Source organism: Pseudarthrobacter sp. O4 (assembly GCF_050157025.1).
Classification (GTDB): Bacteria; Actinomycetota; Actinomycetes; order Actinomycetales; family Micrococcaceae; genus Arthrobacter.
In genome coordinates this window covers 4,585,693-4,600,620 of the sequence record NZ_CP189591.1, presented here as the reverse complement: position 1 = coordinate 4,600,620, position 14,928 = coordinate 4,585,693, and the positions used below count along the sequence as shown (strand labels likewise).

The window sequence follows — 14,928 nt, the reverse complement described above, 5'->3', positions numbered from 1 at the left end:
CGTGGCACCATACGTACTGACTTTTGGTGAGACCATGGCGCTGATGCGGGCAGACCAGACCGGCCCGCTGGCCCACGCCTCCACCCTCAGCCTGGGCATCGGCGGCTCCGAGTCCAACGTCGCCATCGGCCTCCAGCGGCTCGGCGTGCAGGCCGTCTGGTGCGGCCGGATCGGTGAGGACTCGCTCGGCCAACTGGTGGAACGCGAAATCCGGGCCGAAGGCGTCGACGTGCGCGCCGCCGTGGACCGTGCGGCGCCCACGGGCCTCATGATCAAAGAACGACGGACCCCCGCCACGCAACGCGTCAGCTACTACCGCGCCGGCAGCGCAGGCTCCCGGATCGCTCCGGCCGACGTCGACGAGCAACTCCTGTCCGGCGCCGCGGTGCTCCACGTCAGCGGAATCACCGCGGCACTTTCGGAGCAGGCCGCAGCGACCCTCACGTACGCCATCGGCGTGGCCCGGGCCGCGGACGTGCCGGTGTCCTTCGACTTGAACTACCGGAGCAATCTCTGGTCCCCCGAAGGGGCCGGAAACATCTACCGAAGCATCATCCCCCTGGCGGACATCGTGTTCGCCGGCGAGGACGAAGCAGCCACTGCGGTCGGCGACGCCGAACCGGAGGAGCTCGCAAGGCGCATAGCTGCCATGGGCCCGAAGCAGGCGGTTATCAAGCTCGGCCCGGACGGCGCCCTCGCCCTGATCGACGGCGAACTCTACCGACAGCAGGCGGTCCCCGTGGACGCGGTGGACACCGTCGGGGCCGGCGACGCCTTCGTCGCCGGCTACCTGGCCGAATTCGTGGGCGGAAACAGTCCAACCACCCGTCTCAGGACAGCAGCGGCAACCGGAGCCTTCGCATGCCTCGTCGCCGGAGACTGGGAAGGGTTCCCGCGCCGCAGCGAACTGCCACTGCTGGAGACAAAAGAACCTGTCTCCCGCTAGCACAACCAAGATCGCCCCCGGGACGCTGCCGCGCTGAAGCGGCAGACCCCCGCAGACAGGAGCAACTGTGAAACGCGCCCTGAGCTTGGCCGACGGCACCGACTACGAAGCCAGTGAATTCAGTGCCAAAGAAGCACACTGGAGGGAGCTCCGCCGAAACCAGTTCTTCGGCATTCAGTCCTTAGCGACAGGCAACGGTGCTAGCCCGCTGCGGCGCCGCCGTTTGCTCAGCAACCTAACGTGAATGGTGTGCGACTGGTTTGCCATCGGAATACATCAACCGATAGCGGATATTGGGTCAACCCAGGCAGAGCAAGATCCTTTGATGTGTCACGGTGGCTGCGATGCGTTCCCTGCACCGTGCGCTGTCCCGTCCGCCAGGGTTTCACGGACCGTCCCTCGACAGGGTCAATGTGCCGGGCTGAAGTTGTTTAGTGCGTAGTCGAGGACCGCTGTGAAGTCGTCTGCCTCTACGGCGTCGACGTAGCGCGCGTGGGGCAGCGGATCGCAGCGGAAGGTGTCTGGGCGCCCAAGATAGGGTGACCAAATTGTGGCTACCGGCTGGCCGTAGTTGTCCACAGCCACCCACCCCCCATCTTCGGTCCGGCGGGCCATTCCGAGGTGGGCTATCGCGGGATGCGTTCAGTTCCGGGTTGTCCCGCAGATGTTTTCCGTGCCGGGGTATCTGCTCTTGGGCTGCAGCCAATACGGCTCCGGCAATGGCGAGGTCTTGCCACGCCATGCCGGTGCCGACGAATGTCCGTGGTCCTGTTCCTGCGGGGATGAATCGGCCTTGGACGAGATCGGAGAGGGTCGGAAGATCCTGGACGTACAAGAGGTTCTCGCCCTGAGGGATAAGGACTGTGCCGGCTTCGCGTTGTGCGCTTCGGTGTGATTCGACGACGACGATGCCGCGAGAGACCAGCGCGGAGTCGATGTCCCTGGTCGTTGTTGGGGTGTGACTTCCGATGGCGAGGACAAGGGCATGGTCCTTACAGCGTCACCTGAAAAGAGCGGGGCGCCCGTGCTGGAGGTGCAGGCGATGATCTCCACTGAGGACACCGCGGCTGGAGTGGCCACGGAAGCAGGGATGCCTTCGGAGCGCAGTTTCCGGACGAAGGCTTCGCCTCTGGAGGGGTCGCGGGCGACTACGTCGACGTGTTCAACCCCGGCGGTAGCGTGCAGCGCCGAGGCGTGCCCGTGGGCCTGGCTGCCGGTGCCGAATACCACGAGGCGCGGGAGCGGGTGGTCTGTGAGGTGTCGGATGGCCAGGGCGGAGGTCGCGGCTGTGCGCACCTTGGTCAGCGCGGCTCCGTCCAGAATGGCGAGCGGTGCCATGGAATCGCCGTCGAACAGGACGTATGCGCCTTGGATCATGGGCAGTGCACCGGTGGCGTCCGGCCCGTTGCGGACTGTAAGGACTTTGACGCCAACCCGTTGTCCTGTCGACGACGGCATGAGGAGCATGTGGCCGCCGGCAGCGCCGATGGAGTGCCGGTCGGGATCGGTTTCCGGATCGAAGCCAGCGGCCAGTGTTGATTCGAGCGCGTCAACGGCCTGGGGCCAGGTGAGTGCGTCGAGGACCCCGTTTGCGGAGAAGATCCAGGGCTGCGGAGAAGTGCCTGGAGGGGTTGCCGTCATTTTGATGTCTCCGTCCTTCGATGGCGACCTGCACGCCCTTGGCATTGAGCATCAGGGTCAGCTGGTCACGGCCGGCACGGCCCTTTTCCTGCTCGAACAGGTCAGTCACCTCGGCAACCAGGCGCTGGTGCCGGAGGGCCCGCGGAGACGGGCCCTCGGGGCTGCGCCACCGGTAGAACGAGGCCCGGGAGACCTTCAGGGCCCGGCACAACCAGACGATCGGGTGGTTCGCCTTCTCTGCTTCGATGAACTCGTAGAAATCCTCTACCGTTGCTTCGCTGCAAAGAAGGCGCTGACTTTTCCCAAAAAATCGACGTCCTGCTTCAGCTTGGCAATCTCAGCCAGCGCCTTCTGGTGCTCTTCCCAGGACACCGGCGCCTTCTCCTCGCCAGCGGTGAACCGTTCCGGATGATCCTCCCGGTACTTGCGCACCCAGTTCCCCAGCGTGCCTTTTAGGACGCCTATATCGAGGCACACCTGTGCGATCGGACGGCCCGAGGAGATCACCAGCTCAACGGCTTCGTCCTTGAACTGCTGCGTGTACTTCTTACGATCGGTCATGCGAGAAAGGGCTCCTAACAAGCTGTCTCACAAAACCATACGGCCGCAGACCCTCTAGCCAAGGCTCCTGACCCCGCCACCCACATAACTTCATAGGCCACGGCAGCCAGGCACCAGCCGCGACAAGCGTCAGAGGGACCCAAGCCGGGTCAATGTACACACGTTAGAGCAAGAACCCCCTCTGACGAGGGGGTTTTGTTCCGTTACGGAAGCACTGTGCCCGAGGTGGGACTCGAACTGCATTCAAGCCCCCGCAATCACTGGCCTCCCGCGAAAACATAAGGAATCCGGCCCGATCCGAACCAGAAACGACCCGATCCGAAGCCCGAAGTGTGAACAATGTACACACCCCACATTCCCCTTCATCAGCTATCGCACCCCTGAGACAGGCGCACCTAGCTGATCGCCACCATCAGAATCGGGCGCGCAAGAGACAAAGTGCGACTGTCACCGTTCGGTGACATAATGGAACCGGCGAAGGAGGGACTATTGACACGTACGACCAGCATCGACACGCCCGCGGCAGCCGGCGCCATTATCCGCGCCCGACGCCAAGAGCGCGGGCTCTCGCAGCAGTTGCTCGCAGAGGCCACCGGTGTCTCACGTAAGTTCATCGTCGATCTCGAGGCCGGTCACGAACGAGCCGAGCTCGGAAAGACTATGGCCGTCCTCCACACCCTTGGGCTGTCGCTGACCGCCACCGAGCCCATCCCCCGCGGCAGTGACTACGACCCTGCAAGGCGCGACTACGCCGAAACCTTCACACAACTGATTGACTCACGAGACTTCGAGTTCGCCATCAAGATGCTCGCCGACTACGCCACCGCATCCCTCAAAGCGGGAAGGCCACTACTCCAGCGCAGCCCCCGGCTCAAGGAACCACACTGGTCCGCAGCCCTGGCCGGCATCACGAACTACACCGCACACCGGCTCGGGCAACCCGCCCCGCCCTGGACCAGACGCATCAGGCCCCTCAATGAGGCATGGATGCCGGCAGAGTCCTACCGGAGCGTCCGGGAACCCATGAAGAAACTCGCCATGTCCGAAACACCACCGGAACTCGCCGCCATGAACGTCTTCATCCGCGAACGCAGCCTGGCCACCATATGACCGGCGGAGAACTCACCGCCGCACAAATCCGCGCCCTCCTCCAAGAACTCGGCCGACGCCTAAAGGCCCGCGGCATACACGGCGACGTCAAACTCGTGGGCGGTGCCGCGCTCATCCTGCAAGGAATCGGCAACCGCCCCACCGCCGACATCGACGCCAGCTACGCCGACCAGGCCACGGTCAACGCCGTTGTCACCGAGATGGCCGCGGACTATGACCTTGCGCCCGAATGGCTAAACTCCAACGCAGCGGCCTTCGTTCCGGACAACGCCACCTGGGTCGAACTGGAGCAACTGGACGGGCTCACCATCCGCGCAGCGGACACAGAAACACTCCTGGCCATGAAAATCGCCGCCGAGCGGGACAAGGATATGCTCGATATCGCCCGCCTCCTGCGCCGCCTCAACATCACTAACGCCGACGACGCCGTGAATCTCGCCTACCGCAAGTACGGCGAACACTCCATCCCGCTCTCCGCGGGCCGGGACAACTACCTCATCGTGGTCGACGACGCCCTCGACGCAGCAACAACTCTCAATCCCGAACCCGGCGAATAGCCCGGTGCCTTCAAGAGCCACCGGCATCAGACTTTGGTCCATTCGCTTCCTCTCGGGTGCCGTCGGAATGCCCTCCGAGATTTCCTCCAACAGTTTGCTTAAAGGTCCGAAGATCATCCGGGTTACGGCTGGTCACCAAGCCTTGGTCGACCGCCACCTCCTCATCGATCCAGTTGGCGCCTGCGTTCTATACTTCCTTCTGGAGCGTGTGGTCGGAGGCAACTTTTCGACCGCTGACCAACACCGGCATTCATCAGCCCCCACGGTCCGCGGCAGATCGCGGCCACCGGTTTTGTCCTGCTCAAACCAGATGCGTGCGAACGTCTGCGAGTCCTTATCCACACGGAGGTGGTCGGCGTTTATCCACTCCACCGGGGAGCACCAAGGCGTCAAAGTCCGATGCGTTCGGTGGGACGGAGCTTCAGCATCCCGCTTGCCGAGTTCGTGGGACGTGGCGGCGCGGACGGCAACGCCCTGCTGTCGTAGGTGGCATGACGCGACTCGGAGCAGGTGGGAGGATGGGCGCATGGAACTGCACATCACTGGCGACCCCGCCGCCGACCAACTGCTCAGCAATGACGCGTTCGCACTCCTAATCGGCATGCTGCTTGACCAGCAGGTGACCATGGAGTCTGCGTTTGCCGGACCCGAAAAAATCCGGAGGCGCATCGGGTCCATGGCCCCTGCCGCAATCGCCGAACATGACCCGGCAGGCTTCGTTGAGATCTTCAAGGAGCGTCCGTCCATCCACCGCTTCCCTAGCTCGATGGCCAGCCGCGTCCAGGACCTCGCCGCGACCGTACAGCGCGATTGGAAAGGGGATGCAACTGCCATCTGGAACCAGGACGACCCGGACGGCCAGGAAGTGCTACGCAGGCTGAAGGGACTGCCCGGCTTCGGAGAGCAAAAGGCAAAAATCTTCCTCGCACTACTCGGCAAGCAGTGCGGACTCCAGGCACAAGGCTGGCGTGAGGCTGCTGACCCCTATGGCCACGAGAGTGCGTTTCTTTCTGTCGCCGACATCGTGGATCCCGAGTCGCTGAAAAAAGTGCGCGCCAGCAAGCAGGCTGCCAAGGCCGCCATCAAAGCCGCGAAGGCATCCGAGCGCTGATAAGAATGGCATGAACCAAAGGGTTCCGATACGTTTGTCGATCGGTTGCGCGGACCCCGGCAATGAATATCAGACGTTGCACACACGTTCAGGCCCCGGTCTAACGCTCCGGTCCCGCACAACGCCCTGCAGCAGACGCTTCTCACGCAGTCCGCGCAACCCATGGCGGGCGTCCGGCCCCACCGAAATTGCCGGCATCGGTGATGATGTCCCAGACAGTGGAACTTCGGGCGTTGATCAGCGCTTTGGCCTCAACGAATGCATAGACCTAACGATCCGGCACATCCAGGGTCCGCGCCAGAGGATTTGGGCACGTGCCAGGTGAACATCAGCCCAGGCGCCACGACGTAGCCAATGGACCAGCCCGCCAAGACGATCCGGAAGGCTCAGCGGCGAGCAGTGAGAAGAAGGGGCAGATCTCCTCCGTTGCCCGCTGCGCGATAACCGGCAGTATCGTGCGTGCTAGTCGCGTGTGGGTGGGCTCTTCACGGCTCGACGGTACAACCACGCGCTCACTACAAGGAGGGCTACGTCCATTGCCACGACAAGCCAATAGAAGACCGTCGCAAGGCGACCCTCCACCAGCACCGCCATAAGATGTTGATCAAAAGGAACAAAGCCAGAACGCCCATAAAGAAGGCTTGGGCTTTGGTCGGCTGCTTCCTATCTCTGGCGCCCATGCCCTGATTCTTACGATGGGAGTCAACCAGGCCCCGCATGGTCCTAGCGGCTACGGGCGGCTGCACGTCCGGCCCGGTAGAGTCGGCTCAAAAGCATCCGAACTGGAAGGGGAATTCGATGAGCATTGAGGGCTGGAACCCGCTGTCGCTCCTGCCGGTCGCGTTCTTCGCGGTCTTCATCGTCCTGGCCGTCCGGGCTGTGCGCCGTGCCCGGAAACGGAAGTCCGGGGACTGAAGGCATGCCGGTTCGCTACGCGGCCGTGCCGGGCTGGAGTAACGACAAGCGCGGCCTGGCGACTGCGCCTCTGCCAGCCGTGCAGCGTCGACGCCGCCTGCTAGGCTCAAGCCCACTAACAGCCTGAGGGCGGCAGCGCTATGAGGCAGCACTACTCGTCCGAGATGGTCGCCTCGAAGGAGATTTTCTGCTCTTCAGCGTTGTTTACCGGACCGGGCTTGACCGTGACGGTCCAGCCGGCCGGGCGGGTGAAGGAAAATGTGGGCGTCCGGGAACGTGAACGTCTCCATCGGTGCAGATTGGCGGGTCTCCGGAGCAGGTGCCGCCGCCGTCTCACTGGCTGCCGGTGCCGGGGCTGCGGTTGCCGTGGTTGTGGCACTGGGCAAAGGATTCACGGGTGTGGCCGACGCCGTCAGTGGCGTAGCGTTCGGCTCAATGTGCCCCTGCGGGACGGCGCAGGCCGCAGCACTGAGCAGAATGCCCGACAGGGTGATGGCCAGCTGGCCGGTGGTGCGTGATTCGTCGTCCGATGCTTGATTTGTTGAGGTGGCCGTAGATCGTGGAGCGCGGAACCTGAAGCAGGTCGGCGATGCGTTGGACAGTGTGGTTGCCGGCGCACGTACGCGGGCTGGCGACAGCCCCGTCGTCGGGGCGGCCGCCAGTTTCAGTGCGCTGCGGGCGTTAGTGCTCGGTGCCTGCCGCAGCAGCCTTCTTGGCGTTCTTCTCGGCGTCCTTCTCGGCGCGCAGAGCCTCCGTCTCGTGCTGTTCCTCGGCTTTTTCCTGGTGGATGACCTCTGCGAAGAGCTTCTCCATCTCCTTGGCCACGCCGGCGGCTGAGGCCGGGTTCTGGCCGGTCACCAGCCGGTCGTCAACCACGACCTTCTCCTCAAAGACACCAGCGGAGACGTGGGTGGCGCCCTGTTCCTCAAGTCGGTCTGCCAAAAAGAACGGGATGACCTTGTCCTTCCCTGCGGCAACCTCCTCGTCGTTGGTGAAGGCGGCCACCTTCCGGCCCTCGACGAGGCGAAGCCCGTTCTCCAATTCCACGTTCAGCAGGCCGGCCGGTCCGTGGCAGACCGCGCCCACCAAGCCGCCGGCGTTGTAGACGCTGGCCACCAGATTCTGCAAGCCTTCGCTGTCCGGGAAGTCCCACATGGTGCCGTGGCCTCCCACGAGGAAGACGGCGTCGTACTGTTCGGGATCAACGACGTCGACGCGGGCAGTGTTGTAGAGACCGGCGCGCGTGGTCTCGTCCTCCGTGAAGGCGACCTGGATGGGATCTTCTGAGTCCACCTTGTCGCGCGGGGGCTGGCCGCCCTGGATCGACGCGAAGTCGACGAAGTGCCCGGAATCCTTGAAGACCTTCCAGGGATGTGCAGCTTCCGCCACGTTGTAGCCGGTCTTCTCGCCGGTATCGCCGATCTCGGAAACGCTGGTCAGTAACATGAGGATTTTCTTCATGACGTGTTCCTTTCGTCTAACTTCCACCCTACGCCCAGCCCATTTCGGGCCCTCCCTCGTTACCGTTTTCTGGACCCTCGTTCTGGTGCAGGATTGGGGTGTGCTGGCCTGTTGGTCCCGGCACGGTTGCCTCTCACTGTCGTTGATGATCCACGGGGTGAAGCCGCGATATCTGACCGTCCGCTGAGTTGGCCCAAAAGTAGCGCCATATTGATCCATCACGGTGCGCAGTCCGGACTGCTCGGCCCGCTCAGTCCCGCGGCTGCACCGCGTGATGATCCCCGCGAGGCTCCCGACGCGTTATCGGCTAGCCGGCTGACACATCGATCAGCACCTTGCCGACGATGCTCTCTTCCACCGCCGCGTGGGCCCCAGCCGTGTCAGCCAGGTCAAAGCGATGCAGCGGCAGGCCTGCGGCTTCTCCCACCGGAAGGGCGCCGTCGGCGATGGCCGCATTGATGTCCTCGGCGGCGGCTTGCACCGCCGCCATGCCAACGGTGTAGAGCAGCACGAACTGGTAGCGGACGTTGAGGCTGAAATGCCTGCGCACGTCCAGGCTCACCTGATCGCCGCCGTTGTTGGCGTAGACGGCGACGGAGCCGCGGTTGCGGATCACTGCCAGGTCGAGTTCCTCGTTCTGCGCGGGTGCCACCTCCACGATCTGGTCGACGCCGTTGGGAGCGATCCGGCGGATCTCCCCGGCCGCGTGGGTTTCCCGGTAATTGACGACGTGATCGGCGCCGGCAGCCGTGACCAGCGCAGCCTTCGCCGGTCCGCTCACGGTCGTGATCACAACGGCGCCGGCCCACTTGGCGAGCTGGATCGCCGCATGGCCCACGGCGCCGGCCCCTCCAGCGACGAGAACTACTTTGCCGTCCAAGGTTCCCGGGTGCAGCCGCCGCGGGCCGTCCTCGGCGATGGTCAGGGCCCGGTGGGCGGTGATCGCGGGAACGCCCAGGCTTGCGCCGAGGTCGAACCCGGCGTTCTCCGGCAGCGGAAAGACCCGCTCGGCCGGCAGGACGGCGAACTCCTGCGCTGTCCCGCCGTCGGCGCGCTGGTGGGCGGCCAAGGCCAGCCAGACCCTGTCACCGACGTGGAGATGCTCGACGCCGGGTCCGACGGCGTCCACCACTCCGGCGCCGTCTTGGTTCGGCACGACCTCCGCGAAGGGCAAGGGCTCGCCCGGTTTGGCGCCGCGGCGCGACTTCCAGTCGGTGGGGTTCACCGCGGAGACCATGATCCGCACGCGCGCCTCCCCGCGCCCCGGGTCGCGGATCTCGCGGTCGACGAGCTCGAGAACAGACGGATCGCCGGTGGCACGGTACACGATTGCTTTCATACTCAGACCCAACGCCGGCCCCGACCGAAAATTCCCGCCGGGTGCCGGACCAAATGCGGGCAACGGTCCCTCCTGGCCGTAGAACCCACCATATCCGGCGCCTGTCCCAAAGGATTTGAGATGCTGATCCGGGCATCCGCGCCCGCGTGTCTCTAAGGCATGAACCGGTATCCGATGCCCGCCTCGGTGAGCAGATGGCGGGGTTTGGCGGTCAGGTCACACAGAACTCGCGGCCCCATGAATGCGTGTCAGCAGAAGTATGCAAGGAAGGAGCCACAAAGGATCAACGGCAGAACACTCACTCCGGTGTGGACAATGTGCACACCCCTCTTGGCCGGACAAACGGGAACCAGCCCCTCCCCCCAAGCCCATAGGAAGCAGCGAACCGGGATACAAAAACTTCAAGAAATCCTCGCAGGTCATGTCGTCAACCGGACCCCAGAGCATGAATAGGTACAAGACCAACCACGGCCACCAGAACATGCCAGAAAGGAGACCCAGATGACCCCACATCACAGAAGGCGGAGGGCCCACCAGCCAGGGCCCTGACCCCGCCACCCACACAACTTCACAGGCCACCGCGGCAGCCAGGCCACAGGCCGCAACAAGCGTCAGAGGGACCAGAGCAAGGCCAATGTACACACGTTAAAGCAAAAACCCCTCTGACGAGGGGGAATGCTGTGCCCGAGGTGGGACTCGAACCGGACTCCAGACCCTGCAAACACTGGGAACTCCCGAAAACTTCCTCAATCCGGGCCAGTCCGAGCGATGTACGACCCGATCCGAAGCCTAAGGTGTGGACACTGTCCACACCCCGTTCTTTTGCCCAGTTTTCTGCTTGGTTCAACTGACGGCCGCGGCCCGCCGGGCGCGGCAGTTCTGCGACGTACGTGAGACAGTGTCGCCCTGACTTGCCGGGCTCCGGTGACTGCGCAAGAGCGTTGCCGGCGGCCCAGATCGAGCACTGACGAACGGAGCAAGGCAGATGCGGTCAAATCGATGACCGTCATGCCGGCGCCCCCTCCGTTCTGAACATCTCATGGGCAAACGGATAGAAACCCGCATGACGAGAACCCGGCCGGGACAGACTGAGCGATGGCGTCGATGGCCCTCCTTGTCGGATTTCCAGGCCGCCCTGCGGCCCAGATGATTCGCCGTTGCCCTGCCAATATCCGTGCTCGATGGACGGGTCTACAGCGCGCGCCGGGCGTGCTATTCCGCCAAATCGATCAAAGACCTGACTCGGAGCCTCACAACCTTGTTCATCCAGGACCGCCCCCCCCCCACACTTTCGCACTCGTGCCCTCAAAACAGCTCGCCCCTGAGCCAGCCGAAATCAGAACGACGAAACGTCGGTTATCGGCGACCCCGAACACCAGATACGGGCGAAAATTTGGAATACGCACAACATGTAGTGCTCGACCCGTCTCGGAGGTTGAGCGATCGAGGGCCCAAGGAAGCGGACAGTTGTACTCTCGTTCGCGCCAGATCGCACCGGCGGCTGTCGCGTCTCGGCTGGCTCGCTCATGGCCGCCAGCTACGGCACTAAAGTTGGCGCCTGTCGAAAGCACCACCTTCGCCTCTATTCACCCTGGAGGAGAATCCACGGATGCCGGCGACGGTGCTGGCTCAAAGGGTGGGCGCCGCCGGGCAGATTGAGTACTGCGCCCGGGCCATGAGGATTCCTTCCCACCCACCTCACGATGACGCAGTTGCCATTGGCTAGGAGTTAGCTCACCTTCTCCTCCAGAGGGTTTCCACCTCCAAGCCAGTGCCTATGTCGGGCGTACACGACGAACCCCGCCGTTCCTTCAGTGGAACGGCGGGGTTCGTTCTTTGCCTTGGCGTTGTTTTGGGGCGGCGCGTCAGACTTTCTTGGCGACGCTGGACTTGAGCTGCATGGGACCGAAGCCGTCCACCTTGCAGTCGATGTCGTGGCCCCGGCGCCGTTCACGGGGCGGATGTTGCGGTCTTTGTTCCGACAAGGGGAAGGGTTTCACTCACCGTCCAATGATAGCGGTGGCGGTTTGTCGAGAGGCTGCGAGCGCAAGTGATCAGGACTACCAGGCGAGGCGCAAGTGATCGCAAGGCCGCGTCAATGAGGCAGAAGAACGGCGACCTGATTCCTGATCTCGTCAACGATGTCATCGACGCTGCTTGCGATGTTGATGGTCGCCGCCATGCTGATGAACATGATGGCGGATACGATGTGCGCCCGGGTTGCTCCGTCGCGTTCGCCGAGGGCGTGGTTTCGCCGGAGCACGGCGGCGATGGCTTCCTCGGTCTGCACGGTCAGCGCGAGCGCGTCTCGGTGATGAGGTTCCTGGGGGTCGCCGAATACGATTTCCTTGAGGTAGGTGCGCCCGTTGTCAACCTGGGTGCGGTTGCATTCCACTACCGGGCGGACGATCGCCATCACCGCGTCGAGCGCGTCTGGGATGTTCTCCGCCGCCGCTCGACCCCGCTCGAGGGCGTCGACGTAGCTGGAGTTCTGCACGAGCAACAGAAGCTCACCCTTGGTCTTGGCGTAAAGGAACAGGGTCCCAGTTCCCACATCGGCCCTGTCCGCGATCTGCTGGGTCGTGACGTCGTCAACACCGTACTCGGTGAACAATTCGCGCGCGGCTGCAGTGATGCGTTCGAGTTTTTGCTGCTTGTTTCGCTCGCGCCGGCCGGGCGCCTGGACTGGGGATGACATCAGGTTCGTCCTTTCGGGAATAACTGATGACTACACTCAGTTATGAGTGTAGTCACGACTGGTTGGGCTCAGAAGAGTTGCTGACATTCTGCCACGAATGCCGCATGGCCCTCCGCAGCCCCGCGGGCCAGTGGCGCTCATGAACGATCCATGCAAAGGAACAACACCGATGACCTCGTCTTCTCTCTGGCAGCCGTTCACACTAGGCCGCGTCGAGCTACCGCACCGGTTGGCGCTGGCGCCCATGACTCGGAATCGCGCGAACCCGGATGGCACGCCAGGCCCTCTTGTCGCGGAGTACTACGGTCAGCGCGCCTCGCTCGGACTGACCATCACTGAAGGCACACAGCCCTCCGACGACGGGCAGGGCTACTTGAACACCCCAGGGATCTACACACCGGCACACATCGAAGGATGGCGTGACGTAGCTAACGCTGTGCACGCGGGTGGCGGCGCGCTATTCGTCCAGTTGATGCACGCCGGCCGGATAGCTCACCCGGACAACACCCCGCACCACCGCCAGCCCGTCGCACCATCAGCGATCTCCGCCGATCAAGACATGTTCACTCCAACCGGGCTGCAGAAGACCCCTGTGCCGCGCGAGCTGAGCGTCTCGGACATCCAAGCCACGATCGCGGACTTCCGGCACGCCGCCGCATCCGCGATCGCCGCCGGCGCCGACGGCGTTGAGATCCACGGGGCAAACGGATACCTCCTGCACCAGTTCCTCTCCCCTAACGCGAACCACCGCATTGACCAGTACGGCGGGTCGGTGGAGAATCGCTCGCGTTTCGTCGTCGAGGTCGCCCAAGCGGTGGCAGAAGAGATCGGCGCGGACCGGGTCGGCATCCGGCTCTCCCCCGGTATGCCCCTCGGCGGCCTGGATGAAGGCGATATCGAGAGCGTGCGGGCCCAGTACAGGCAGCTGGTCGGGGAGCTCGCGAAGCTGAACCTCGCTTACCTGCACGTGCACCATGTCGGCGACGACGAGCTCCTCCGCTGGTTCCGCGAAGTGTGGCCAACCGCGGTGCTGGTCGTCCGGTATGGGCGCACCCGGGAACAGATCGCCGACGACATCGACGCGGACCTTGCGGATCTCGCTCCGCTGGGCCGGTTCGCTCTGGCAAACCCGGACATCGTTGAACGCCTCCGCACCGACGCGTCGTTGAACGAGCTGGACCCGACCACGCTCTACACCGGCGGTGAAACCGGGTACACCGACTACCCTGCCCTGGCACACGCCTGAGGAGTGTGCGGTGAGCCGTCCATCCTCCCCCGATGGCGGCTCACCATCCCCTTTGGCCACCCCACCCGGCGGACGGCCCTCGTCACAACAGAAAGAACCCCAGCCATGCCTTCACTCAACGGAGCCGTCGTGCTCGTCACCGGCGCCAACGGCGGAATCGGAACTCAGTTCGTCCATGACGCCCTCGCCCGCGGCGCCGCCAAGGTCTACGCCACCGCCCGCACCCCGCGCGCCTGGGACGACGAGCGCATCGTGCCCCTCACCCTCGACATCAACGACTCCACGTCGGTCGAAGCCGCGGTCACCGCCGCGCAGGACGTCACCGTGCTGATCAACAACGCCGGCGCGAACCCGCCCAGCGCAAGCCTGCTGGACATCACCGAGACCGACATCCGGGCCAACATGGAGACGAACTTCTTTGGCCCCGTGTTCCTCGCCCGCGCCTTCGCCCCGGTGTTGATTGCGAAGCCGGAATCGGTCCTCATCGATGTGCACTCCGTTGCCAGCTGGTACGCCTTCGGCGGCATCTACAGCGCCTCCAAGGCCGCCCTCTGGTCGGCGACCAACTCCTTCCGCCTCGAGCTTGGCCCGAAGGGCGTCCACGTGGTCGGTGTCCACATGGGTTACGTCGACACCGCGATGGCCGCCCACGCCGACGGCCCCAAGATGACACCCATCGACCTCGTGCAGAGTGTCTACACCGCGGTCGAGGCCGGCGAGTACGAAGTCATCGCCGACGACACCACCGCGGGCGTCAAGGCAGCACTTAGCGCCCCGGTCGAGGCACTGTACCCGGAGATCCACGGCACCCGCGCTTAAGCCGGGGCGACCCAGACGCCACCGGATGAGTCCACCATCGACTCATCCGGTGGCGTTCCTATACTCGGCAGCGACTCAGCCGACTACACGGGTGGGTAGGCGTCAGTGCTTCGGACACCTCGTAGGCGTGGACGGCGGCCGCAAACTCCGGCAGCCTGCCGGACAGCTTCGTGATCTCATCGCCCCGAAGAATGCCTGCCGGTCCCGCGCGTCGGTGAAGCCGAGCATGAGTGAGACGTGGAGCTGCTGGCCGGTCGGGTTGTTGTGCGCGACGTTCGGCATGAATACCTGGGTTCGGAGTTCCTTCAAGGGTGCCGGTATTCGCGAGCTGGGAACAAGTTCGTCACTGAAGTACTTCCGGAACGTACCAGTCGTGAGCCCGTCCTGTTTATTGAGGTAGATGAGGGCGCGGGATCCGGCCTTCTCGCCGGGCCGGGCGACGTCGTACCAGCAGGCCAAGTTCGGTGGCCCTGCGTAGAGCAGGGTACGTCGGAACACGTTCACTTCATCTTTATAGGCAAGCT

At 64.0% G+C, this 14,928-nt stretch carries 13 protein-coding genes and 1 pseudogene; 7 read left to right on the top strand and 7 right to left on the bottom strand.

What is annotated here, in order from left to right:
- The first annotated feature begins 1 nt into the window (after position 1).
- Complete coding sequence (locus tag ACQCSU_RS21255) at positions 2-946, top strand: sugar kinase (protein WP_426977369.1); 945 nt, start codon at positions 2-4, stop codon at positions 944-946.
- A 642-nt stretch (positions 947-1,588) separates the two neighbouring features.
- Here ACQCSU_RS21255 and ACQCSU_RS21250 read toward each other — a convergent pair.
- Positions 1,589-2,587, bottom strand: coding sequence for a hypothetical protein (locus ACQCSU_RS21250; protein ID WP_426977367.1), 999 nt, complete (start codon positions 2,585-2,587; stop codon positions 1,589-1,591).
- A gap of 264 nt (positions 2,588-2,851) precedes the next feature.
- Complete coding sequence (locus tag ACQCSU_RS21245; protein WP_426977366.1) at positions 2,852-3,148, bottom strand: transposase; 297 nt, start codon at positions 3,146-3,148, stop codon at positions 2,852-2,854.
- A gap of 489 nt (positions 3,149-3,637) precedes the next feature.
- Between ACQCSU_RS21245 and ACQCSU_RS21240 the strand changes: the two genes are divergently transcribed.
- Positions 3,638-4,258 carry a helix-turn-helix domain-containing protein gene (locus ACQCSU_RS21240; RefSeq protein WP_426977364.1) on the top strand — a complete coding sequence of 207 codons (621 nt, stop codon included), beginning with the start codon at positions 3,638-3,640 and terminating at the stop codon, positions 4,256-4,258.
- Complete coding sequence (locus tag ACQCSU_RS21235) at positions 4,255-4,815, top strand: DUF6036 family nucleotidyltransferase (protein WP_426977363.1); 561 nt, start codon at positions 4,255-4,257, stop codon at positions 4,813-4,815. Before ACQCSU_RS21240 ends, ACQCSU_RS21235 begins: the two co-directional genes overlap by 4 nt.
- A 69-nt stretch (positions 4,816-4,884) precedes the next feature.
- Here the strand turns inward: ACQCSU_RS21235 and ACQCSU_RS21230 are convergent.
- Positions 4,885-5,221 (bottom strand): annotated as a pseudogene (locus tag ACQCSU_RS21230) (DJ-1/PfpI family protein); the annotation flags it as partial.
- 120 nt (positions 5,222-5,341) lie between these two features.
- Here ACQCSU_RS21230 and ACQCSU_RS21225 point away from each other — a divergent pair.
- Both ACQCSU_RS21225 and ACQCSU_RS21220 read left to right on the top strand, forming a co-directional pair.
- The gene (locus tag ACQCSU_RS21225) at positions 5,342-5,926 is read left to right on the top strand and encodes an HhH-GPD-type base excision DNA repair protein (RefSeq protein WP_426977361.1); all 585 of its coding nucleotides are present in this window, start codon (positions 5,342-5,344) and stop codon (positions 5,924-5,926) included.
- A 1,173-nt stretch (positions 5,927-7,099) separates the two neighbouring features.
- Positions 7,100-7,378, top strand: coding sequence for a hypothetical protein (locus ACQCSU_RS21220; RefSeq protein WP_426977359.1), 279 nt, complete (start codon positions 7,100-7,102; stop codon positions 7,376-7,378).
- 144 nt (positions 7,379-7,522) lie between these two features.
- Here the strand turns inward: ACQCSU_RS21220 and ACQCSU_RS21215 are convergent, their stop codons facing one another.
- From ACQCSU_RS21215 to ACQCSU_RS21200, 4 genes are all read right to left on the bottom strand, one after another.
- Positions 7,523-8,302, bottom strand: a complete 780-nt coding sequence (locus ACQCSU_RS21215; RefSeq protein WP_426977358.1) for a type 1 glutamine amidotransferase domain-containing protein — start codon at positions 8,300-8,302, stop codon at positions 7,523-7,525.
- A 307-nt stretch (positions 8,303-8,609) separates the two neighbouring features.
- Positions 8,610-9,641 (bottom strand): NADPH:quinone reductase, encoded by a 1,032-nt coding sequence (locus ACQCSU_RS21210; RefSeq protein ID WP_426977356.1) that lies wholly within the window; start codon positions 9,639-9,641, stop codon positions 8,610-8,612.
- Positions 9,642-11,506: 1,865 nt separating this feature from the next.
- The gene (locus ACQCSU_RS21205) at positions 11,507-11,560 is read right to left on the bottom strand and encodes a hypothetical protein (protein WP_426979891.1); all 54 of its coding nucleotides are present in this window, start codon (positions 11,558-11,560) and stop codon (positions 11,507-11,509) included.
- Positions 11,561-11,736: 176 nt separating this feature from the next.
- On the bottom strand, positions 11,737-12,339 hold the full coding sequence (locus tag ACQCSU_RS21200) for a TetR/AcrR family transcriptional regulator (protein WP_426977355.1): 603 nt from the start codon (positions 12,337-12,339) through the stop codon (positions 11,737-11,739).
- Between the two features lie 169 nt (positions 12,340-12,508).
- On the opposite strand from ACQCSU_RS21200, the gene ACQCSU_RS21195 reads away from it, so the two are divergent.
- Both ACQCSU_RS21195 and ACQCSU_RS21190 read left to right on the top strand, forming a co-directional pair.
- Positions 12,509-13,585, top strand: a complete 1,077-nt coding sequence (locus ACQCSU_RS21195) for an alkene reductase (protein WP_426977353.1) — start codon at positions 12,509-12,511, stop codon at positions 13,583-13,585.
- Between the two features lie 105 nt (positions 13,586-13,690).
- Positions 13,691-14,404 carry an SDR family oxidoreductase gene (locus ACQCSU_RS21190; protein WP_426977351.1) on the top strand — a complete coding sequence of 238 codons (714 nt, stop codon included), beginning with the start codon at positions 13,691-13,693 and terminating at the stop codon, positions 14,402-14,404.
- Positions 14,405-14,928: the final 524 nt, after the last annotated feature.

Coding starts and splice junctions, on each gene's coding strand:
- ACQCSU_RS21215 (WP_426977358.1), bottom strand. CDS start 8,302: ATGAAGAAAATCCTCATGTTACTGACCAGCGTTTCCGAGATCGGCGAT.
- ACQCSU_RS21210 (WP_426977356.1), bottom strand. CDS start 9,641: ATGAAAGCAATCGTGTACCGTGCCACCGGCGATCCGTCTGTTCTCGAG.
- ACQCSU_RS21200 (WP_426977355.1), bottom strand. CDS start 12,339: ATGTCATCCCCAGTCCAGGCGCCCGGCCGGCGCGAGCGAAACAAGCAG.
- ACQCSU_RS21235 (WP_426977363.1), top strand. CDS start 4,255: ATGACCGGCGGAGAACTCACCGCCGCACAAATCCGCGCCCTCCTCCAA.
- ACQCSU_RS21250 (WP_426977367.1), bottom strand. CDS start 2,587: ATGACGGCAACCCCTCCAGGCACTTCTCCGCAGCCCTGGATCTTCTCC.
- ACQCSU_RS21190 (WP_426977351.1), top strand. CDS start 13,691: ATGCCTTCACTCAACGGAGCCGTCGTGCTCGTCACCGGCGCCAACGGC.
- ACQCSU_RS21220 (WP_426977359.1), top strand. CDS start 7,100: ATGTGGGCGTCCGGGAACGTGAACGTCTCCATCGGTGCAGATTGGCGG.
- ACQCSU_RS21195 (WP_426977353.1), top strand. CDS start 12,509: ATGACCTCGTCTTCTCTCTGGCAGCCGTTCACACTAGGCCGCGTCGAG.
- ACQCSU_RS21245 (WP_426977366.1), bottom strand. CDS start 3,148: ATGACCGATCGTAAGAAGTACACGCAGCAGTTCAAGGACGAAGCCGTT.
- ACQCSU_RS21225 (WP_426977361.1), top strand. CDS start 5,342: ATGGAACTGCACATCACTGGCGACCCCGCCGCCGACCAACTGCTCAGC.